The sequence below is a fragment of the Kocuria sp. CNJ-770 genome, assembly GCF_001942375.1.
Classification (GTDB): domain Bacteria; phylum Actinomycetota; class Actinomycetes; order Actinomycetales; family Micrococcaceae; genus Kocuria; species Kocuria oceani.
The window spans coordinates 110,651-131,588 of sequence record NZ_MKJW01000111.1 but is presented as its reverse complement, the minus strand read 5'-3'; the positions used below and the strand labels follow the sequence as shown (position 1 = coordinate 131,588).

The following is a 20,938-nucleotide window of genomic DNA, read 5'->3' as shown; positions in this document are numbered from 1 at the left end:
GTGGCAGCACAGACCCAGACCGTCCTCCCCAGCTATCTGCGGGGCCGGTGGTGGACCCCGGAGGACCCCCAGCGGATCACGGAGGTCGCCGACGCCTCGACCGGCGAGATCGTGGCGCGCGTGTCCACCGACGGCATCGACATCGCCTCCGCCGTGGAGTACGGCCGCACCGTGGGGCAGCACTCCCTCGGGGAGCTCACCATCCACGAGCGGGCGCTGAAGCTCAAGGAGCTCGCGCAGCACCTCACCGAGCACAAGCAGGAGCTCTACGACCTGTCCTACGCCACCGGCGCCACGCTCAAGGACCACTTCTTCGACGTCGACGGCGGCATCGGGACCCTCTTCACGTTCTCCTCCAAGGGCCGGCGCGAGCTGCCCAACGCCAACGTCATCGTGGACGGGGCCGTGGAGCAGCTCTCGAAGGACGGGTCCTTCCTGGGCGAGCACATCTACACCCGGATGCCCGGCGTGGCCGTGCAGATCAACGCGTTCAACTTCCCGGTGTGGGGCTTCCTGGAGAAGTTCGCACCGGCCTTCCTCGCCGGCATGCCCACCGTGGTCAAGCCCGCGACCCCCACCGGCTACGTCACCGAGGCCTGCGTACGCCTGATGGTCGACTCCGGGATCCTCCCCGAGGGCTCGCTGCAGCTGGTCTCCGGATCCGCCCGGGACCTGCTCGACCACCTGGACTACCGCGACCACGTGGCCTTCACCGGATCCGCCGGCACCGCGCAGTCGCTGCGCAACCACGACAACGTGGTCAACGGCGGGGTCCGCTTCACCGCCGAGACGGACTCCCTCAACGCCGCGATCCTCGGCCCCGACGCCACCCCGGACACCCCGGAGTTCGAGGCGTTCGTCAAGGCCGTGTTCGTCGAGATCACCGCCAAGGCCGGGCAGAAGTGCACGGCCATCCGCCGCGTCATCGTCCCGCAGGAGCGGGTGGAGGACGTCGTGGCGGCCGTGGCCCAGCGCGTGCAGCAGCGCGTGGTGATCGGCGACCCCCGCGCCGAGGGCGTCACCATGGGCGCCCTCGCGTCCAAGGAGCAGCAGTCGGAGGTCCGCAAGGCCGTGGAGCGCCTCGTGGCCGCCGGCGGCACCGTCCGCCTCGGCGGCCCCGACGCCTCCGTGGGCGCGGCCGACACCGGGGCGGGAGCCTTCTTCCCCGTCACGGTCCTGTCCTTCGACGACCCCGAGACCCCGGAGGTGCACTTCGTCGAGGCCTTCGGCCCGGTGACCTCCGTGCTCGGCTACACCGACGTCGACGACGCCGTGCGGCTGGCCGCGCTCGGCGGCGGCTCGCTGGTGGCCACCGTGTGCACGAACGACGGCGCGACCGCGGCCCGGTTCGCCGCCGGCATCGGCTCCCACCACGGGCGCGTGCACTTCCTCAACCGCCAGGACGCCAGGACCTCCACCGGCCACGGCTCCCCCATGCCGCACCTGGTCCACGGCGGCCCGGGCCGCGCCGGCGGCGGCGAGGAGCTGGGCGGGGTGCGCGGCGTCAAGCACTACATGCAGCGCACCGCGATCCAGGGGCCCCCGGACATCCTCACGGCCGTCACCGGCGTGTGGCACCGGGGCGCCGCGGCGAACACGGTGACCCGGGAGGCGGTCGAGAACGGCACCGGCGAGCACCCGTTCCGCAAGTCGCTGGAGACCCTGCGGATCGGCGACCAGTTCGCCTCCGAGCTGCGCACGGTGACCCTGGAGGACATCACCGAGTTCGCCGAGAGGACCGGGGACACCTTCTACGCGCACACCGACGAGGAGGCGGCCACGGCCAACCCGTTCTTCCCCCGGCGGGTCGCCCACGGCTACCTGCTGGTCTCCTGGGCGGCCGGGCTGTTCGTGGAGCCCGCCCCGGGACCCGTGCTGGCCAACTACGGACTGGAGAACCTCCGGTTCCTCACCCCGGTGACCTACGACGACGCCGTCCGGGTGACCCTGACCGCCAAGCAGATCACCCCGCGGGTGACCGACGAGTACGGCGAGGTCCGCTGGGACGCGATCCTGCACAACCAGCACGACGAGATCGTGGCGACCTACGACGTGCTGACCCTGGTCGCGAAGACCTGGCCGGCGGCCTGACCACCTGACCGGCTCCCGGGCCCGGGCCCACTGAACCCCCGGCCCCGCGAGCTGCCCGGTGCGCCTGGTCCCCGTGGGCCCCTCCAGTGCCCGGCAACGGCGCGATCCCCCACGCAACGGCGTGGGGGATCGCACGTGGTTCGGGGACTCGGCTGGCAACGGCCCGCGACGGTGGAGGCTCGGCGGAGGACCGGCCGGCGGGTCAGGGGGCGCGCAGACCCGAGAAGGCGAGCGCGACCACGGTGTCGGCCAGCCCGTCGTCGGGCTTGTCCGGATCCGGCCGGTACCAGTCGACGATCGAGTTGATCATGCCCAGGAGCAGGCGGGAGGCGGAGCGGCCGCTGAGGTCGCGGCGCAGGTCGCCCTCCTCCTGCGCCTGCTCGATGAGCGCGCCGACCCGGCGGGTCACGGTGCGCCGGCGCTCGAGCGCCCGCGTCTCGACCTCCGAGTTGCCCCGCAGCCGCAGCAGCAGGGTCACGTACGGCATCTGCTCCACGAGCACGTGCACGGTCCCGCGGATCACCTGTTCGAGCCGCTGGACCGCCGGGGCCTCCGTCCGCTCCGCGGCGGCCAGGACCTCCTCGAGCGCGTCGAGGGCACGGTTCAGCGCCTGCTCGAGGATCTCCTCCTTGGACTCCACGTGGTGGTAGATCGCGGACTTGGAGATCCCCAGGTGCTTGGACAGGGTGCCCATCGAGGTGGCGTCGTAGCCGTGGACGTTGAACACCTCGACGCAGACGCCGAGCAGCGTCTCACGGTCGTAGCCGGGCCGGCCGCGGCGCGGGGCCCCGCTGTCCGGTGGTGCGGACGCCGGTGCGTGGGACATGGGGACCTCGATCTCGACGGTGACGGGGTGGGCCGAGCAACGATCTTATGACGCGGCCGGCCGCCGGGAGCCCCGGGGACGGCCGCGGACGGTCTCAGGGGAGGCGGCTCACGCCTTGTCCCGGTGGTCGTAGACGCGGCGCAGCTTGCCGGAGGAACGGGCGAGCGTGCCCGGCTCGGCGATCCGGATCGAGGCCGAGGAGCCGATCTTGGTCTTGATGGCGTGCAGCAGCTTCTGCCCGCCCGCCTCGGCGGCCTCGACGGTCACCTGCTCGCGCCGCTCGATGTTGATGGTCATCTGGTCCATCCGGTGCGGGCGGGTGATCTCGAGCGTGAAGTGCGGGCTCAGCTCCGGCACCTGCAGGGCGAGCTCCTCGATCTGGGACGGGAACAGGTTGACCCCGCGCAGGATGATCATGTCGTCGGAGCGGCCCGTGATGCGGCCCATCCGCCGGTGCCCGGGCCGGTCCGTGCCGGGCAGCAGGCGGGTGAGGTCGTGGGTGCGGTAGCGGATGATCGGCAGGGCCTCCTTGGTGAGCGCCGTGAACACGAGCTCACCGGGCCGGCCGGTCTCCTGGACCTCGTCCGTGAAGGGGTCGATGATCTCGGGGCGGAAGTGGTCCTCCCAGATGTGGGAGCCGTCCTTGGACTGTGCCGACTCCCCGGCCACGCCGGGGCCCATGACCTCCGAGAGGCCGTAGATGTCGCACGCGTCGATGCCGAACGTGGTCTCGATCTCCCGCCGCATCTCCACGGTCCACGGCTCCGCGCCGAGCACGGCGGTGCGCAGCGAGGTCTCCCGCGGGTCCAGGCCGAGCTTCCGGAAGCCGTCGGCGATGGTCAGCAGATAGGTGGGGGTCGAGAGGATGGCCTGGGGCTCGAAGTCCCGGATCATCTGGACCTGCTTCTCGGTCTGCCCCCCGGACATCGGGATGACCGCGCAGCCCAGGCGCTCGGCGCCGTAGTGGGCGCCGAGCCCGCCCGTGAACAGCCCGTAGCCGTAGGCGTTGTGCACCTTGTCCCCCGGCCGCACGCCCGAGAGGCGGAAGCAGCGGGCCACGAGGCCCGCCCAGGTGCTGATGTCGTTCTCGGTGTAGGCCACCACGGTGGGCTGGCCGGTGGTCCCGGAGGAGGCGTGGATCCGGCGGACCTCGCTCATCGGCACCGCGAGGGACCTGAACGGGTACGCCTTCCGCAGGAACTCCTTGTCCGTGTACGGGAAGAGCCGCAGGTCCTCGAGCTCCTTGAGGTCGCCCGGGTGCACGCCGTGGGCGTCGAAGAGCTCGGTGTAGGCGGGGACGTTCTCGTAGGCGTGGTGCAGGGTCCAGCGCAGGCGCTCCAGCTGGAGGAACTCCACCTGGTCCCGGCTCATCGTCTCCTCGGGATCCGGCTGCGACCGGTCCGCGGGGGCGGGAGCGGGGGTGTAGGGATTGGGGACGGAGCACTCGGTCATGATCAGACTTCCTCGGGCTGCGGGGCGGGCTGCGGGGCAGACGGCTGGGCGGGCTGCGGGACGGGCTGCTCGGCCGGCCGGTCGGCCGGCCCCTCGTCCGGGCGCTCCGCGGGCGTCGCGGCGCGGAGGGCCGGGTTCGGGATGGTGCGGCTGCGGCCGCGGAACTCGGCGACGAGCCGGCCCTCGGCCGTGACCTGGATGTCGTAGACGCCGCTGCGCCCGGCCTGGGCGCGCAGGGTGCCCACGGCGACGAGCTCCTGCCCCCGGTGGACGGAGGCGATGAAGTTGATGTCCACCCCGGAGGCCACCGTGATGGTGCTGCCGTCACCGGCGGGGTCGTTGCACGCGAGGGCGAAGCAGGTGTCCGCGAAGGCGAAGACCATGCCGCCGTGGGCGATGCCGAACCCGTTGAGCATCTCCTCGCGCAGCGTCATGCGGATCTGGGCGTGGCCGTACTCCGCGCGGTCCACGGTGATGCCCATCCAGCGCGAGGTGTGGTCCCCCGCGAGGATCGGGTGGCCCTGGGACATGTAACTCTCCTCACAATTCACGACCGAATGGTCAGTAGACAATCTCACTCCGGAGCCCGTGTCAACCCGCGCCGACCCGGCGGCACCGGCCCGCAGCCTGTTGACGCGGCCCCCGGGGTCCCATATTCTGAACGAACGGTCAGTTAGTCGCGTGCGGCCCTCCGCCCCGCGGCGCCATCTCGTCGGAAGAAGGACACCATGACTTCGCAGAACACCGGCCTCCACGCCGTGGCCGCGGCGGACCCGGCCGAGCAGGCCGAGCTGGACCGCGCCGGCCAGGAGCACTTCGACCACATCATCGCCGAGGACTCCCGCATCGAGCCGCGCGACTGGATGCCGGCCGCCTACCGCCGTACCCTCGTCCGCCAGGTCTCCCAGCACGCGCACTCCGAGATCATCGGGATGCAGCCGGAGGGCAACTGGATCTCCCGGGCGCCGTCCCTCAAGCGCAAGGCCATCCTGATGGCCAAGGTGCAGGACGAGGCCGGTCACGGCCTGTACCTCTACTCCGCCGCCGAGACCCTGGGCACCCCGCGCTCCGAGCTCACCCAGCAGCTGCTGGACGGCCGGGCCAAGTACTCCTCGATCTTCAACTACCCGGCGCGCACCTGGGCCGACATGGGCGCCATCGGCTGGCTCGTGGACGGCGCGGCGATCGCCAACCAGGTCCCGCTGTGCCGGGCCTCCTACGGTCCCTACGGCCGCGCGATGGTGCGCATCTGCAAGGAGGAGTCCTTCCACCAGCGCCAGGGCTGGGAGATCCTCTACGAGCTCTCCCACGGCACGCCCGCGCAGAAGGAGATGGCCCAGGACGCCGTCAACCGCTTCTACGGCCCGTCCCTGCAGATGTTCGGCCCCCCGGACGACGACTCGCCCAACTCGAAGCAGTCGATGGCCTGGAACATCAAGCGCTTCTCCAACGACGAGCTGCGCCAGCGCTTCGTCGACATGATCGTCCCGCAGGCCGAGGCCCTCGGGCTGACCCTGCCGGACCCGGACCTCAAGTGGAACGCGGAGCGCGGCCACTACGACTACGGACCGCTGGACTGGGACGAGTTCAAGGCCGTCGTCGGCGGCAAGGGCCCGTGCAACGTCCAGCGCATGCAGCGCCGCCGTCAGGCCCACGAGGAGGGCGCCTGGGTCCGCGAGGCCGCCGCCGCCTACGCCCGCAAGACCGCCGCGGAGCGCGCCTCCGCCGAACTCATCGGAGCCTGAGCATGAGCGAGAACCACGAGAACACGGTCCGCCCGATCGGCGCCGCCTCGGACGAGTGGCCCCTCTGGGAGGTGTTCGTGCGCTCCTCGCGCGGGCTCTCCCACGTCCACGCCGGCTCGCTGCACGCCCCGGACGCCACGATGGCCGTGCGCAACGCCCGGGACCTGTACACCCGCCGCAACGAGGGCACCTCCGTGTGGGTCGTGCCCTCCGAGGCCATCACCGCCTCCGACCCCGACTCCAAGGGCGGGTACTTCGAGTCCGCCCAGGGCAAGAGCTACCGGCACGCCACGTACTACACGAAGAGCGAAGGGGTGAAGCACCTGTGAGCTTCGCGTCCCACGATTCCGCGACCCGCCAGAGCGCGGGCCACGCCATCACCGCCGAGGACATCCAGGCCGGCGGCGCGAAGGCCACCGAGGACGTGGCCCGCTACGCCCTCCAGCTGGGCGACGACGCCCTGATGCTCTCGCAGCGCCTGGGCTGGTGGATCGCCCGGGCCCCGGAGCTCGAGGAGGACATCGCGCTGGCCAACATCGCCCTGGACCTGCTCGGGCACGCCCGCTTCTTCCTGACCTACGCCGGCACGGCCTGGGGGAAGACCGAGGACGACCTCGCCTACTTCCGCGACGAGGAGGAGTTCCGCTCCTGCCGCCTGGTGGAGCAGGAGAACGGCGACTTCGGGCAGACCATCGCCCGGCAGCTGATCTTCTCCTACTACCAGTACGAGCTCTACCGCCGCCTTGTGCACTCCTCCGACCCCACGCTCGCGGCCATCGCGGACAAGGCCCTCAAGGAGGTCCAGTACCACCAGGACCACGCGGGCCAGTGGGTGCTGCGCCTGGGCCTGGGCACCGAGGAGTCCAAGCGCCGGATCCAGGCGGGGCTGCACTACATGTGGCCCTACGTGGACGAGCTCTTCCACGACGACGAGCTCGTCGACGCGCTCGGGGACGCGGCCGTGCGCCCGTCCGAGCTGCGCGCGGACTTCGACGTCCGCCTGAAGGCGGTCCTGGACGAGGCGGAGCTGTCCGTCCCCGAGCTGCTCGGCGCCTACGGCGGGGACCGCTCCGGACAGTTCAGCGAGCAGCGGGGACACATCCTCGCCGAGATGCAGGTGCTCGCCCGCCGGCACCCCGGCGCCACCTGGTGAGGAGATGACGACGATGACCGACCACCCGCACACGCGGCCCGCGCCGGTGACCGGCCGGGAGCTGCGGCCGGAGGACGAGGCCTCGGCGCGCATCTGGGACGTCGCCGCGACGGTGAACGACCCGGAGATCCCGGTGCTCTCCATCGCCGACCTCGGGATCCTGCGCGGGGCCCGGGCCGAGGGCGAGGGCGCCGTCGTCGTCATCACGCCCACCTACTCCGGGTGCCCCGCCATGGAGACCATCACCGCGGACGTCACCGCGGCGCTCAACGCCCACGGCTGGGAGGACGTGCGGGTGGAGCTGGTGCTGCAGCCCGCCTGGACGACCGACTGGATGAGCGAGGACGGCCGGCGCAAGCTCGCCGAGTACGGCATCGCCCCGCCCACCGGCCGCGCCGCCGCCGGGCCCGTCCGGCTGAGCCTGGCCGTCAAGTGCCCGCGCTGCGACTCCCTCAACACCCGCGAGATGACCCGCTTCGGGTCCACCGCCTGCAAGGCGCTCCACGTCTGCAACGAGTGCCTGGAACCCTTCGACTACTTCAAGGTGCACTGATGACCGAGATCACCGCCCCGGCCCGGCGCCGGGCCACGTTCAACTCCCTCGAGGTCTCCCAGGTCCGCAAGCTCACGGCGGACTCGGTCGAGGTCGCCTTCGCGGTCCCCCCGGAGCTCGTGGACGACTACGACTACCTGCCGGGCCAGTACGTGGCGCTGCGCGCCCACATCGACGGCCAGGAGGTCCGCCGGTCCTACTCGATCTGCGCGGAGCCGGCGCCGGGCGAGATCCGGGTGGCGATCAAGCAGGACCTCGGCGGGGTGTTCTCCACCTGGGCCAACGAGTCGCTGCAGGCCGGCGACCGGCTCGACGTGATGAACCCGCAGGGGGCGTTCATCTCCAAGCTGGGGCTCACCAGCCTCAACGACCCCGAGCGGCTCGCCGCGGAGGAGGTGGCCCGGAACGCGTCGGTGCACCTCGTCGCCTTCGCGGCCGGCTCCGGGATCACCCCGATCATGGCCATCGCCAAGGCGGTGCTGCGGGCCTCCCCGACCTCCACCTTCGACCTCGTCTACGCCAACCGCTCCGCCATGGACGTGATGTTCGCCGAGGAGCTGGGCGACCTCAAGGACAAGTACCCGTCCCGCCTGGCGGTCCACCACGTGCTCTCCCGCGAGCAGCGGATCAGCCCCCTGATGTCCGGGCGGATCGACGCCGACAAGCTCAACGGCATCCTGGACGAGGTGGTCCCGGTGGGCCGGACCGACGAGTGGTTCCTGTGCGGGCCCTTCGAGCTGGTCCAGCTGTGCCGGGACGCGCTCGCCGAGCGCGGCGTGCCGGAGGACCGGATCCGCTTCGAGCTCTTCACCACCGGCCGGCCCGAGGCCCCGCAGGGCCAGCAGGGCCGGGTGGTCCCTGCCGACCCCTCGGGGGAGAACTACGAGATCACCTTCAACCTCGACGGGCTCTCCAGCACGATCGAGTCCCCGAGGAGCGCCCACGAGACCGTGCTCAACGCGGCGCTGCGGGTCCGGCCCGACGTGCCGTTCGCGTGCGCCGGCGGGGTGTGCGGCACGTGCCGCGCGAAGGTGGTCTCCGGGGAGTTCGAGATGGAGGAGAACTACGCCCTGGAGAAGGACGAGGTCGAGAAGGGCTACGTCCTGACCTGCCAGACCCGGCCGACCTCCAAGGAGTTCGCCGTCGACTTCGACGCCTGAGCCGCGGGTCCCGGGCGGCACCGCCCGGGCCCGGCCCCCCCCTGCCCGGCGTCCTGCCCGGCCCCGTGCCCGACCCTCCCGAGGAGCAGCAGTGATCGACCTGACCATCGACGGATCCGTGGCCGAGGTGGTGCTCGACGCGCCCCAGAAGATGAACGCCCTGGACGAGGCCGCCCTCGCCGAGCTGGGCGAGGCCTACGCCGAGGCCGAGCGGGCCGGCGTCCGGGCGCTCGTGCTGCGCGGTGAGGGCCGCGGCTTCTGCGCCGGCCGGGACATCTCCTCCGTGGACCCCGCCTCCGACGACGCCTACGGGTACCTCGCCGGGAAGGTCACCCCGCTGCTGCGCACGATGAGCCGCTTCCCGGCGCCGACCTTCGCCGCCGTGCAGGGGGCGTGCCTGGGGGTGGGGCTGGGCCTGGCGATCGCCACCGACGTGGTCTACGTGGCCGAGGACGCGAAGATCGGCTCCCCCTTCGCCAACCTCGGCGCGACCCTCGACTCCGGCGGGCACGCCCTGTTCACCGAGCGGCTCGGGGCCCACCGGACCCTGGACCTGATCTACACCGCGGAGCTGATGAGCGGCGCCGAGGCCGTGCGCTCCGGGCTGTTCAGCCGGTCGGTGCCGCGCGAGGAGCTGCTCGAGCTCACCCGGGCGAAGGCCGCCGCGGTGGCCGAGGGCGCCACCGGGGCGTTCCTGGCCTCCCGGGAGCTCGTGGCGCAGATCCGCGACGAGCGGCTGGGCCTGTGGGAGTCCGTGGAGCACGAGAACCGGGTCCAGGGCGAGCTGTGCCGCAGCGCCGACTACGCCGAGGCTTCGCCGCGTTCCAGCAGAAGCGCCGCCCCCGCTTCACCGGCGTCCGGCCCTGAGCCGCCGCACGGGCTGAGCGGCACGGGTTAAGCGGTCGGGGAAAAGACCTGCCGCGCCGCCGGACGGACGTTAACGTGGGGGCCATGACTTCTACGGCGACCTCCACGGTGTTCGACCTCTCCGGCTTCGACCGCTCCGTCCGCCCCCAGGACGACCTCTACCGGCACGTCAACGGGACCTGGCAGCGCCGCACCGAGATCCCCGACGACAAGCCCTCGGTGGGCGCGTTCATCGAGTTGCGGGACCAGGCCGAGGCGGCCGTGCGCGAGCTCATCACCCGGGCCGAGGCCGGGGACCCGGACGCGATCGAGTCCAAGATCGCCAACCTCTACGCGTCCTTCATGGACGAGGAGCGGATCGAGGCGCTCGGGGCCTCGCCGCTGGCCCCGGACCTCGACGAGGTCGAGGCGGTGACCGACGTGCCCGCCCTCGTGCGCCACTTCGGGCGGATGATCCGCCGGGGCGTGGGCGGGCTCGTGGGTGTCGACGTCGACGCCGATCCGGGCGATCCCGAGCGCAACCTCGTCTTCGTCGGCCAGTCGGGCCTCGGCCTGCCCGACGAGGAGTACTACCGGGACGCCCAGCACGCCGCGATCCGGGAGAAGTACCAGGACCACGTGCGCTCCATGCTGTCCCTGGCCGGTGTGGAGGACGCCGCCGAGCAGGCCCGCGCCGTCGTGGAGCTCGAGACCCGGATCGCCTCCCACCACTGGGACAAGGTCACGGTCCGCGACCTCACCAAGATGTACAACCCCATGGGCTTCGAGGAGCTCGCCGGGACCACCACGGTCCTGGACTGGGCGCTGCTCGCCGAGGGCGCGGAGCTGCCCGTGTCGGCCCTGCGCACGGTGGTCAACGCCCAGCCGTCCTTCTTCACGGGCGTCGAGGAGCTGCTCGCCGACGAGCTGCTGCCGGCGTGGCGGGCCTGGGCCCGCTGGCACCTGGTCTCCGCGCGCGCCGCCTGCCTGTCCTCGGCGTTCGTGGCGGAGGACTTCGCGTTCTACGGCACCGTGCTCTCCGGCACCCCGCGGCTGAAGGACCGGTGGAAGCGCGGGGTGGAGCTGGTCAACGGAGTCCTCGGCGAGGCCGTGGGCGAGCTCTACGTGGCCGCCCACTTCTCCCCCACCGCCAAGGAGCGGATGGACGAGCTCGTGGCCAACCTCCTGGAGGCCTACCGCGTCTCGATCACCGGCCTGGACTGGATGACCGAGCAGACCCGGCAGGAGGCGCTGAAGAAGCTCTCCCAGTTCACCCCGAAGATCGGCTACCCGGAGCGGTGGAAGGACTACTCCTCCCTGCGGATCGACCCCGAGGACCTCGTGGGCAACCGGGTCCGCACCACGGAGTTCCGGCTCGCCGAGCTGGTCCGGAAGGCCGGCCGGCCGGTGGAGAAGCACGAGTGGCTGATGACCCCGCAGACGGTCAACGCCTACTACCACCCGCTGCGCAACGAGATCGTCTTCCCGGCCGCGATCCTCCAGCCCCCGTTCTTCGACGAGAACGCCGACGACGCCGTGAACTACGGCGCGATCGGCTCCGTGATCGGCCACGAGATCGGCCACGGCTTCGACGACAAGGGCTCCACCTGCGACGGCGACGGCCGGCTGCGCAACTGGTGGACCGACGCCGACCGGCGGGCGTTCGAGGAGCGCACCGCGGAGCTGGTGCGCCAGTACGACCGGCTGGTCCCGGAGCAGCTGCAGGACGAGGGCACGAGCGTCAACGGGGAGCTGACCCTGGGCGAGAACATCGGGGACCTGGGCGGGCTGACGATCGCGCACAAGGCCTGGCGGATGTCCCGGGCGGAGCACAGCGCCGTCGGGCCCGGGGAGCTGATCGACGGCTACACCCCCGTGCAGCGGCTGTTCCTGTCCTGGGCCTACGTGTGGCAGCAGAAGTCCCGCGACGAGGCGCTGCGCCACCGCATCGCCACCGACCCGCACTCCCCCAACGAGTTCCGGGCCAACCAGACGGTGCGCAACGTGCCCGCCTTCTACGAGGCCTTCGGCGTCGAGGAGTCGGACGGGCTGTGGCTGCCGGAGGCCGAGCGCGTCAGCATCTGGTGAGCCGGACCCGGCTCAGCCGCCTCCGCCGGAGCTGATCAGGAACACCACTGCGATCAGCCACAGGACGAGGAAGATCCCGAGGACGGCGAGCAGGACCGTCCCGACCCAGCCGAGCACCCGCCCCGGGGTGGCCGGGGTGCCGAGCTTCTCGGCCTCGCGCGCCTGCCAGATCGCGAAGGGACCCAGCAGCGGCAGCACCACCACGCTGAGGATGCCCAGGATCAGCGCGGTGTCGGCGTGGCTGCGGCCCGCGGCGAAGCGCTCCCACGACGGGGGCGGCCCCCACGGGGGCGGCGGGCCGTAGCCGCCGGCGGGGGCGGACCCGCCGGGGCCCGGCGCGCCGCCGGGCCCGTGCGGACCGCCGGAGCGGTCCGGGTGCGGTGGGGAGTCGGAGCGGTCGTCGTCCACGGGGTCCTCCAGAGGTCGTCGGTGCGGTCGGGTCGTCGGTGCGGTCGGGTCGTCGGTGCGGTCGGGTCGTCGGTGCGGTCGGTCAGGGAAGGGGGTAGTGGCCGGTGACGTGCATCACCGTGGCGTAGCCGGCCACGGCCAGCACGGCCGAGAGCGGGACGAGCACCAGGATCATGGTGTCCACCCGGCGCAGGGCCGCCGGGGCGGCGGGGAACCGGGCGCGCACCAGCGGCACCAGCGTCCCGAGCAGCAGCAGGGCGAGCGGGACGAAGTAGCGGCCCTGCACACCGTTGACGATCCCGGACTCCACCGGGGCGAAGCTGAGGTAGAGCGTGCCGAAGATCGCCGCGACGTTGAGCAGCAGGACCCCCGCGAACCACGCCGTCAGCCGGCGCGACGCGACACCCCGCGGGCCGTGGAAGAACGCGGCGCCCGCGGCGACGAGCCAGCACACGGCGCCGATGAACGGTCCGTTGACGTTCTCCCCGAGCCCGTAGCCCATCTGGCTCACGAAGCTGGCCGCGTAGACCCAGTCCAGCGTCAGGATCGTCCGCGCCGCCACGCCCAGGACCGCCGAGGGCTCACCCAAAACGAAGGCCAGCTGGTCACCGGGCCGCACCGTGTGCCGCTCCGCCGCTCCGCGGAGCAGGCCCATGGCCTCGGCCGTCCCCGAGGCCAGCGACATCCACCACGCGAAGGCCCCGAAGGTCAGCACCAGGCACCCGCCGAGCAGCAGGGCGGCCGGGACCGGCCCTCCGCCGGCGAGGCGCGGCAGCGGGTACTTGCGCAGGGGGACCGCCAGCAGCAGCAACGACAGGATCACGTAGGTGGGCTTCATGAGCGGGAGGGCGGTCGCGCCCACGAGCAGGACCGCCAGCTCGGCCCGGGAGACCGGCTCCGGGGAGCGGTCCAGCACGGTGGCCCGCAGCACGAGGGCGGTGAACGTGAAGACGACGGCGTTGGTCACCGAGTCCGCGGAGATCACCGCCGACTGGTAGAGGGCGGTGGGCAGCAGCGCCACGCAGAAGCCCACCCAGAAGAACCGCGTGCGCCGCAGGGACCACAGCCCCACCGCGGCCACCGCCGTGTAGGACAGGACCTGCAGCATCCGCATCAGGGTCCAGGCGGCGCCCACGCCGAGGTCGGCCGCGGCGGCGAGCCGCGCCCCGAGTGCTGCGGGCAGGTAGGGAACCGGCGAGTACGCGGCCGTGTTCGGGAACCACGCCGTCACCGTCTCCCCGTTCAGGGGTTCGGCGAGCGCCTGCCGGCGGGCCTCGGACGGGACGAACAGCGGGTCCGACCGGTGCTCCGTGGATCCCGGCGGCCCGCCGAAGCCTCCGATGAAGCGGGTCGCGCTGGCGGGCGCCTCGCCGCCGTAAACGGGGTAGGGCCCGTCGTCGGGCAGCCGCTCGGGGGCAAGACCTCCCTCGGAGACCTGGAACGCGCGGTGGAAGTGGGCGCCCTCGTCCGGGCCCCAGGCCACCGGCACCATGAGGGCGAAGACGGCGCCGAACAGCACGGACAGCCCGGCGAACAGCGCCACCACGGTGCGGGGCCGCAGCACGGACCGCACGACGTCCTCGGGCGGGAGATCGGGCGGGAGGCCGGGCGCTCGGGCGGCGGCGACCACGAGGTCAGTCCTCCGGGATGAGCGGGGCCGGGCCGAACCGGCGGTTGGCGAGCACGGGCACGGTCCGGCGCACCTCGTCGATGCGCTCCGCGGTGACGTCGGCGGTGAGCACCGCCTCCTCCTCCCCGGCCTCGGCCACGACCACGCCGAGCGGGTCCAGGACGGCGGAGCGGCCGACCGTGTGCTCGGCGCAGGTGTCCGCGGCCGCCACCCAGACCGTGTTCTCGATGGCGCGGGCCTTGAGCAGCGCCTGCCAGTGGTCCACCTTGTGCTCCCCGGCGAACCAGGCGGCGGGCACGGTCAGCAGCTGCGCCCCGGCGTCGACCACGGCACGGCAGATCTCGGGGAAGCGCAGGTCGTAGCAGGTGATCATGCCCACCGAGAGCTCACCGATCCGCACCACCGTCACGCCCTTGTCACCCGGCCGGATCCGGTCGGACTCCCGGTGGCTGAACGCGTCGTAGAGGTGGAGCTTGCGGTACGTGCCGAGGATCGCCCCCTGTCCGTCCACGGCCACGAGCGTGTTGTAGGGCCGGCCGTCGGCGGAGGCCTCGTAGCCGCCGGCGATCACGGCCACGCCCGTCCGCGCGGCCAGGAAGGACAGCTGCTGGACGAAGCCGGACCACCCGCGCAGCACCAGCTCCTCGAACCGCTCCCCGATGAGCCGCTCGGAGAACATGGCCTCCTCGGGGAACACGACGAGCTCCGCGCCGGCGGCGGCGGCCTCACCGGCCATCCGGCGCATGGTCTGCAGGTTCTCGGCCGTGTCCGCGGTGGGCGCGAACTGTCCGACGGCGATCTTCACGGTCTCTCCTCGGTGCGGCGGCGGGTCCGGGGCGCCCCGGCGCGGTGCGCCGGCGGCGCCGCTGCGCCCACTGTATCCGCCGCCGCGCGCGGCGGGACCGCCCGGTCCCGCCCGCGCCACGGCCCACGCAGGGCCGGGTGCGCGGGCCGCCCGACGCCGGGCGTTCCGCGCCGCCGCCGTCACTCCGTGCGGGTGGTCTGCTCCGGCAGCGTCTCCCAGAAGCTGGTGTCGGCGGTCCCGATCGACCCGTCCCCGATCGCCCGGGCCGTCTCCGTGAGGGTCAGCACCGTCTGGCGGATCAGGTAGCCGTTGCTGCGGGCGCCGAGGATGTAGTCCTCGCGGTAGTGGTCGGACATCCCGCGCATCTCGAACAGCAGCGTGGCCACCCCGTACTCGACCGCGATCCCGTTGCGGCTGATGGTCTCGGCCGTCCCGCCGACGTACTTGCCGAGCCGGCCCCAGCCGGTGGGCTCGATCGCGGCGTGCACCACGGCGCCGAGCTGCTGCGAGCGCCGGACGAGCTCGGGGTCGGCGTTCGGCGTCGTCGGGTACAGGATCGAGCCGGAGACGAGCTCCCCGTCCACCTCGGACTGCGTGCCCTGGTGGTGCAGGTCGATCATGTAGTCGATGTCGTAGGCGCCCAGCACGTTCTCGTGCAGCGCCTGCGTCTCGGGCTGCGTGCGGGCGACGTGGTCGCGGTTGAGGTCGATCCCGTTGGCGTTGTACCGGGTGAGGTGGCGGTCCTTGGCCAGGTAGTCGTCGAGCGGGAAGTCGACGTCGCCCATCGCGCCGTCCGGGTTGAGCATGGGCACCACGAGGATGTTCACGTTCCGGAGCAGGTCGGCGGACTTGCCGGTGCCCAGGGCCTTGATGAAGCTGAGCGCCCCTTCGGTGGTGAGCTGCTCGTTGCCGTGCTGCTGGGTCAGGTACAGGATCGTGGGGTTCTCGGGGTCGGAGACGTACTCGGCGAGGTAGAGGTCCCGGCCCTTGACGGACTGGCCGATGACCTTCAGCTCGAGCGCGTCCTGGCGCGCGTCCTGGTCCTGCAGCTCCGCGGCCAGGTCCTCGTAGGTGCTGAGGTGAGCGGTCGTGTACTGGCCGTTGCCGGGGTTGGGGCCCTCGCCCACGGCGGTGGCGGGCGCGGTGACGGCGCCGCCGGCGGCGAGCAGGGCCGCCAGGGCGAGGGCGGAGGTCAGACGTGCGGTGCGGGCGTGTTCCATGGGGGGCTCCTGAGGGGGGTTGGAGGGAGTCCCAGGGTATGGCGCGGACGTGATCCGGACAACAGTGCCGTCCCCGCCGCCCCCGGCCCGGGCGGGCCCCGTGACAGGATGGGCCGTGGAACGACCGGGCGAGCGGAGGGCGGACGATGGGCGAGCAGCCGGGAACCCCGGGACGGCGCCGGCTGACCGAGCGGGTGCTCGGCGGCGGGGAGAACCCCGATCCCCGGTTCACCCTGGCCAACGAGCGCACGTTCCTCGCCTGGATCCGGACCGCGCTGGCGTTCCTGGCCGGCGGGATCGCGATCGAGGCGTTCACCGCGGAGCTGTTCGACGAGGCCGTCCGGACGTTCCTCGCGGTCGTCCTGCTGGTGCTGAGCATGCTGGTCAGCGCGGGCGCCACGTTCCGCTGGATCGGGGTCGAGCGGAGCATGCGGCGCGGGGCCCCTCTGCCCCTGCCCCTGATCGCGCCGGTGCTCGCGGTGGGCGGGGCGATCGCGGCGGGAGTCCTCGTCGTCGTCGTCCTGCAGGGCTGAGATGGCGCGCCCGCGGAGCCGCCGGTCCGCCCCGCCGCCGGAGCGCCCGCACGCGGACCTGGGCCTGCAGCCCGAGCGGACCACCATGGCCTGGGGGCGGACCCTGATGTCCTTCGTGGTGGTCTCGGCGGTCTTCCTGCGCTGGCTCCCCCAGCACGGGCCGTTCGTGCTGGTGCTCTTCGGGCTGGCGGTGCTCACGGCCGGGTCGATCTACCTGACCCAGCGGCCGCGGTACGCGCGCAGCGCCCGCGGGATCTCCCGGGAGGAGTCGGCCCCGGAGGCAGGGGCGGTGCTGGCCACCGCGCTCGCCGTGCTCGTGCTCGGCGCGCTCGGCGTCTGGGTGGTGCTCGTCCTCGTCTGACCCCGCGCTGCTGCGCCGAGCTGGCGCATGGCGGCGACCGCGCTCCGGTCGCCGCCACGTGCCAGCTCGGCGCGGGGGGTCAGTCGATGAGGTCGCGGACCACGATGGTGTCGTCGCGGTCCGGGCCCACGCCGATGGCGGACATCCGGGTGCCGCTCATCGACTCGAGCGCCTCCACGTAGGCGCGGGCGTTGGCCGGCAGGTCCTCCAGGGAGCGGCAGCCGGTGATGTTCTCCGTCCAACCGTCGAAGTGCTCGAAGATCGGCTTGGCGTGGTGGAACTCCGTCTGGGTCATCGGCATCTCGTCGTGGCGCACGCCGTCGACGTCGTAGGCCACGCACACCGGGATCCGCTCGATGCCCGTGAGGACGTCGAGCTTGGTGAGGAAGTAGTCGGTGAAGCCGTTGATCCGGGAGGCGTGGCGGGCCATCACGGCGTCGTACCAACCGGTGCGGCGCGGGCGGCCGGTGTTCACGCCGAACTCGCCGCCGGTGGTGCGCAGCCGCTCGCCCATCTCGTCGAACAGCTCCGTGGGGAACGGGCCGGCGCCCACCCGGGTGGTGTAGGCCTTGATGATCCCGATGGCGCGGGTGATGCGGGTGGGGCCGATGCCCGAGCCCACGGACGCGCCGCCGGCCGTGGGGTTGGAGGAGGTCACGAACGGGTAGGTGCCGTGGTCCACGTCGAGGAAGGTGGCCTGGCCGCCCTCCATGAGCACGACCTTGTCCTCGTCGAGGGCCTGGTTGAGGAGGTAGGTGGAGTCCACGATCATCGGGGCCAGCCGCTCGGCGTAGCCCAGGAAGTACTGCACGACCTCCTCGACGTCGATGTCCCGGCGGTTGTAGAGCTTCACCAGCAGCTCGTTCTTCTGCCGCAGCGCGCCCTCGATCTTCTGCCGCAGGATCGACTCGTCCAGGACGTCCTGCACGCGGATGCCCAGCCGGCCGACCTTGTCCATGTAGGCCGGGCCGATGCCGCGCCCGGTGGTGCCGATCGCCCGCTTGCCGAGGAAGCGCTCGCTGACCTGGTCCATGGTCTGGTGGTAGGGGGCCACCAGGTGGGCGTTCGCGGAGAGCCGCAGCCGCGAGGTGTCCGCCCCGCGCGCCTCCAGCCCGTCGATCTCCTCGAAGAGGGCCTGGGGATTGACGACGACGCCGTTGCCGATCACGGGGACGGCGTTGGGGCTGAGGATCCCCGCCGGCAGGAGCTTCAGCTCGAACTTGTCCCCGCCCACCACCACGGTGTGCCCGGCGTTGTTGCCGCCGTTGGGCTTGACCACGTAGTCGACGCGGCCGCCGAGCAGGTCGGTGGCCTTGCCCTTGCCCTCGTCGCCCCACTGGGCGCCGACGATCACGATTGCTGGCATTGACGGACTCTCCTGCCTGGATGACGCGGGAGCTCTCCCGCGGGGCCCGGCGGAGGCTCGCCCCGGCCGGGCACGACAACGCCCCTGTGTCGACCCGGTCCTGTCCGCACGCTCGAGGCGGCGCCGCGCCGGCAGGATGGAGGCCCAGGGGCTCGTACCGTGCAAGTCTAGCGGTCCGTGACCGGGCGCACGCATCCGGGCCCGCCGCCCGGCAGCGCCGGGGTCCGATACCCTGGATGCCCATGAGTTCCCCTTCCTCCTGGACCCGGGCCGAGTCCGCCCCGGCGCGCCCGGCCGCACCGTCCGGGCCCGCGCCCGGCACCCACCTCAAGGCGCGTCACCTGGTGATGATGGCCCTGGGCAGCGCGATCGGCACCGGCCTGTTCATCGGCACCGGCGCCGCGATCCGCACGGCGGGGCCGGCGGTGCTGCTGTCCTTCCTGGTGGCCTGTGTGCTGCTCGTGCTGGTGATGCGGGCGCTGGGCGAGATGGCCGCCGCGGACCCGTCCCCGGGCGCCTTCTCCACCTACGCCGAGAAGGCCATGGGCCGGACCGTGGGCCGGACCCTCGGCTGGCTGTGGTGGGCGCAGATCGTGGTGGTCGTCGCGGCGGAGGCCACGGCCGCGGCCCAGCTGCTGACGGAGCTGTGGCCGGTGGCCGAGCAGTGGGTGCTGGCGCTGCTGTTCATGGTGGTGTTCACGGCGGTCAACCTGGTGAAGGTGCGCACCCTCGGGGAGACCGAGTTCTGGTTCGCCCTGATGAAGGTGCTCGCCGTGCTGGCGTTCCTGGGGGTCGGTCTGGCCGTGCTGCTGGGCCTGACCGACGTGCCCTCCCCCGGGCTCGGCAACCTCACCGCGCACGGCGGCTTCCTGCCCAACGGGCTCACCGGGGTCGCCGCCGCGCTGCTCGTGGTGATCTTCGCGTTCGGCGGCACGGAGCTGGTGACCATCGCGGCCGCGGAGACCGAGGACCCGCAGCACAACGTGGCGCGGGCCGTGCGCACCATCCTGGTCCGCATCCTCGTCTTCTACGTGGGCGCGGTGACCGTGATGGTGCTGGTGCTGCCGTGGGACGACGAGCAGCTCTCCGTGAGCCCCTTCGTGGCGGTGCTGGAGCGCGCCGGGGTGCCGGGCGCCGACGTGGTGATGGCCGTGATCATCATCCTGGCGCTGCTCTCGGCGCTCAACGCCAACGTCTACGGCTCGTCCCGGATGCTGTACTCGCTGGCCCGCCGCGGGTCCGCCCCGCGGGCCTTCGCCGACGTCTCCGCCCGCGGGGTGCCCCGGACGGCGGTGCTCGTCTCCGTGGCCTTCGGCTTCGGGGCGGTGGTGCTGAACTACCTGTGGCCCGAGACCGTGCTGCTGTGGATGCTCAACACGGTCGGCGCCACCTGCCTCGTGGTCTGGGGGCTCGCCCTCGTCTCCCAGATCGTGCTGCGCCGCCGCGCGGACCGGGACGGGACCGAGCTGCCGCTGCGGATGTGGGCCTTCCCGTGGCTGTCCTGGCTGGCGCTGGCGATCCTCGCCGGCATCCTGCTGCTCGGCCTGCTCGACGACGCCGTGCGCGGCCAGCTGCTGCTGACCGCCGCTCTGGTGCTGCTCATCGCGCTGGCCTCGAAGCTGCTCGGCCGCCGGGCCGAGCACGCCGGGCGGAACTGACCGGCGGCACACGGTCCCCGGCCACCGGCCGCGCCGCACGACGTGCCCCGGGACAGGCCGGGACCGGAGGCCGCGCCGGAACCGGCGTCGGAAGCCCCGTCAGCAACGCCGTCAGGGCCGGTGTCAGAGGCGGTGCTCGGGCGGGATCAGCGGCCGCTCGGCGCGGACCCGCAGCTCCTGCACCGCCCAGGAGTTGCCGTCGGGATCGCTGAAGCCGAAGACCGTGCCGCCGTCCCGCTCGTCGAGCACCGTGATCCCGCTGACCTCCACGCCCCGGGACAGCAGCTCCTCCCGGGCCGCCCGGCGTCCGGGACCACCAGCTGGAGCCCGCGCAGGGATCCGGGGGCCATCTCCCGGTGGGCGGGGAGGTTGCCCACCACGATGGAGCAGCCGGACCCGGGCGGGGTCAGCTGGGCGATGTCCATCTGCTCGGTGGTGGTGTGGTGGTCGAGGCGGAAGCCGACCTGGTCCCGGTAGAACTCCACGGCCCGGTCGACGTCGCGCACCGGCACCAGCACCACCTCGAGGGTCCAGTCCACGCTCAGCCTCCCTGTCCGCCGAGCAGCCCGGCCAGCAGCTCCTCGAGCCGCTCGTAGCCCTCGGCCATGCCCTTCTCCATGCCGGAGCCGACCATCCCGTCGCGGGCCTCCTGCGAGGCGTGGACGGTGTGCCCGCGCAGCCGGCACCGGCCGCCGCCCAGGTCCTCGAAGCGCAGGTACTCGAGGTCGACCGCGTCGGGCCAGCCCTCGTACTCGAAGGTCTGGACGACCAGTTCGTTCTCGCGCACCGTGTGGAACACGCCGCGGAAGGCGTGCTCCTCGGCGCCGTCCTCGCCGCGCTGGACGAAGCGGTAGGCGCCGCCGGCGCGGAACTCGAAGCCGTCGATCCGGGTCCGCAGCCCGCGCGGGCCGATCCACTGCCGGAACAGCTCGGGGTCGGCGTGGGCGCGGTAGACCTCCGCCACGGGGAAGTCGAAGTCCCGCTCGAAGTCGATGTACGGCACGTCGTCGGGGACGGTCAGGTGCAGGGCGTGTCCCATGGTG

General features: G+C 72.6%; 19 protein-coding genes and 2 pseudogenes. 11 read left to right on the top strand and 10 right to left on the bottom strand.

What is annotated here, in order from left to right; all coding sequences use genetic code 11:
• Positions 1-2,091, top strand: a complete 2,091-nt coding sequence (gene paaZ / locus BJF77_RS13410; protein WP_075872475.1) for a phenylacetic acid degradation bifunctional protein PaaZ — start codon at positions 1-3, stop codon at positions 2,089-2,091.
• Positions 2,092-2,293: 202 nt separating this feature from the next.
• Here paaZ and BJF77_RS13405 read toward each other — a convergent pair whose 3' ends face one another.
• From BJF77_RS13405 to BJF77_RS13395, 3 genes and pseudogenes are all read right to left on the bottom strand, one after another.
• On the bottom strand, positions 2,294-2,917 hold the full coding sequence (locus BJF77_RS13405; protein WP_047802114.1) for a TetR/AcrR family transcriptional regulator: 624 nt from the start codon (positions 2,915-2,917) through the stop codon (positions 2,294-2,296).
• A 108-nt stretch (positions 2,918-3,025) separates the two neighbouring features.
• Positions 3,026-4,369, bottom strand: a complete 1,344-nt coding sequence (locus BJF77_RS13400) for a phenylacetate--CoA ligase family protein (protein ID WP_075872474.1) — start codon at positions 4,367-4,369, stop codon at positions 3,026-3,028.
• 137 nt (positions 4,370-4,506) lie between these two features.
• A pseudogene (locus BJF77_RS13395) lies at positions 4,507-4,899 on the bottom strand (hotdog fold thioesterase); the annotation flags it as partial.
• Between the two features lie 198 nt (positions 4,900-5,097).
• Here BJF77_RS13395 and paaA point away from each other — a divergent pair.
• The 7 genes and pseudogenes from paaA to BJF77_RS13360 all read left to right on the top strand — a co-directional run bounded on the left by paaA (position 5,098) and on the right by BJF77_RS13360 (position 11,914).
• Positions 5,098-6,114: a 1,2-phenylacetyl-CoA epoxidase subunit PaaA gene (gene paaA, locus BJF77_RS13390; RefSeq protein ID WP_082157203.1), complete on the top strand. Its 1,017-nt coding sequence runs from the start codon at positions 5,098-5,100 to the stop codon at positions 6,112-6,114.
• A 2-nt stretch (positions 6,115-6,116) separates the two neighbouring features.
• Positions 6,117-6,443 (top strand): 1,2-phenylacetyl-CoA epoxidase subunit PaaB, encoded by a 327-nt coding sequence (gene paaB / locus BJF77_RS13385; RefSeq protein ID WP_047802111.1) that lies wholly within the window; start codon positions 6,117-6,119, stop codon positions 6,441-6,443.
• Positions 6,440-7,267 carry a 1,2-phenylacetyl-CoA epoxidase subunit PaaC gene (gene paaC, locus BJF77_RS13380; RefSeq protein WP_075872472.1) on the top strand — a complete coding sequence of 276 codons (828 nt, stop codon included), beginning with the start codon at positions 6,440-6,442 and terminating at the stop codon, positions 7,265-7,267. Before paaB ends, paaC begins: the two co-directional genes overlap by 4 nt.
• Before the next feature lie 4 nt (positions 7,268-7,271).
• A complete protein-coding gene (gene paaD / locus BJF77_RS13375; protein WP_083665152.1) occupies positions 7,272-7,820 on the top strand; it encodes a 1,2-phenylacetyl-CoA epoxidase subunit PaaD in 549 nt (182 codons plus the stop codon).
• On the top strand, positions 7,820-8,980 hold the full coding sequence (gene paaE, locus BJF77_RS13370; protein WP_047802108.1) for a 1,2-phenylacetyl-CoA epoxidase subunit PaaE: 1,161 nt from the start codon (positions 7,820-7,822) through the stop codon (positions 8,978-8,980). The genes paaD and paaE overlap by 1 nt, the downstream gene beginning before the upstream one ends.
• Positions 8,981-9,071: 91 nt before the next feature.
• Positions 9,072-9,847, top strand: a pseudogene (locus tag BJF77_RS13365) (enoyl-CoA hydratase/isomerase family protein).
• A gap of 84 nt (positions 9,848-9,931) precedes the next feature.
• The gene (locus tag BJF77_RS13360) at positions 9,932-11,914 is read left to right on the top strand and encodes a M13 family metallopeptidase (RefSeq protein WP_075872484.1); all 1,983 of its coding nucleotides are present in this window, start codon (positions 9,932-9,934) and stop codon (positions 11,912-11,914) included.
• 12 nt (positions 11,915-11,926) lie between these two features.
• On the opposite strand, the gene BJF77_RS13355 is transcribed toward BJF77_RS13360, so the two are convergent.
• From BJF77_RS13355 to BJF77_RS13340, 4 genes are all read right to left on the bottom strand, one after another.
• A complete protein-coding gene (locus BJF77_RS13355) occupies positions 11,927-12,322 on the bottom strand; it encodes a hypothetical protein (RefSeq protein WP_075872470.1) in 396 nt (131 codons plus the stop codon).
• An 82-nt stretch (positions 12,323-12,404) separates the two neighbouring features.
• Positions 12,405-13,952: a DUF2142 domain-containing protein gene (locus BJF77_RS13350; RefSeq protein ID WP_075872469.1), complete on the bottom strand. Its 1,548-nt coding sequence runs from the start codon at positions 13,950-13,952 to the stop codon at positions 12,405-12,407.
• Positions 13,953-13,956: 4 nt separating this feature from the next.
• Complete coding sequence (locus BJF77_RS13345; RefSeq protein WP_047802530.1) at positions 13,957-14,757, bottom strand: carbon-nitrogen hydrolase family protein; 801 nt, start codon at positions 14,755-14,757, stop codon at positions 13,957-13,959.
• A gap of 179 nt (positions 14,758-14,936) precedes the next feature.
• The gene (locus BJF77_RS13340) at positions 14,937-15,977 is read right to left on the bottom strand and encodes a M14 family zinc carboxypeptidase (RefSeq protein WP_075872468.1); all 1,041 of its coding nucleotides are present in this window, start codon (positions 15,975-15,977) and stop codon (positions 14,937-14,939) included.
• A gap of 146 nt (positions 15,978-16,123) precedes the next feature.
• On the opposite strand from BJF77_RS13340, the gene BJF77_RS13335 reads away from it, so the two are divergent.
• Positions 16,124-16,510: a YidH family protein gene (locus tag BJF77_RS13335; RefSeq protein WP_047802023.1), complete on the top strand. Its 387-nt coding sequence runs from the start codon at positions 16,124-16,126 to the stop codon at positions 16,508-16,510.
• A gap of 1 nt (position 16,511) precedes the next feature.
• Positions 16,512-16,871 (top strand): DUF202 domain-containing protein, encoded by a 360-nt coding sequence (locus BJF77_RS13330; protein WP_047802024.1) that lies wholly within the window; start codon positions 16,512-16,514, stop codon positions 16,869-16,871.
• A gap of 79 nt (positions 16,872-16,950) precedes the next feature.
• On the opposite strand, the gene BJF77_RS13325 is transcribed toward BJF77_RS13330, so the two are convergent.
• On the bottom strand, positions 16,951-18,237 hold the full coding sequence (locus tag BJF77_RS13325; RefSeq protein ID WP_047802025.1) for an adenylosuccinate synthase: 1,287 nt from the start codon (positions 18,235-18,237) through the stop codon (positions 16,951-16,953).
• Between the two features lie 236 nt (positions 18,238-18,473).
• Between BJF77_RS13325 and BJF77_RS13320 the strand changes: the two genes are divergently transcribed.
• Positions 18,474-19,895, top strand: a complete 1,422-nt coding sequence (locus tag BJF77_RS13320) for an amino acid permease (protein ID WP_083665151.1) — start codon at positions 18,474-18,476, stop codon at positions 19,893-19,895.
• A 146-nt stretch (positions 19,896-20,041) separates the two neighbouring features.
• Here BJF77_RS13320 and BJF77_RS13315 read toward each other — a convergent pair whose 3' ends face one another.
• Both BJF77_RS13315 and BJF77_RS13310 read right to left on the bottom strand, forming a co-directional pair.
• The gene (locus tag BJF77_RS13315) at positions 20,042-20,434 is read right to left on the bottom strand and encodes a VOC family protein (RefSeq protein WP_369821410.1); all 393 of its coding nucleotides are present in this window, start codon (positions 20,432-20,434) and stop codon (positions 20,042-20,044) included.
• Positions 20,435-20,436: 2 nt separating this feature from the next.
• Positions 20,437-20,934, bottom strand: a complete 498-nt coding sequence (locus tag BJF77_RS13310; RefSeq protein WP_047802031.1) for an SRPBCC family protein — start codon at positions 20,932-20,934, stop codon at positions 20,437-20,439.
• Between the last annotated feature and the right edge of the window lie 4 nt (positions 20,935-20,938).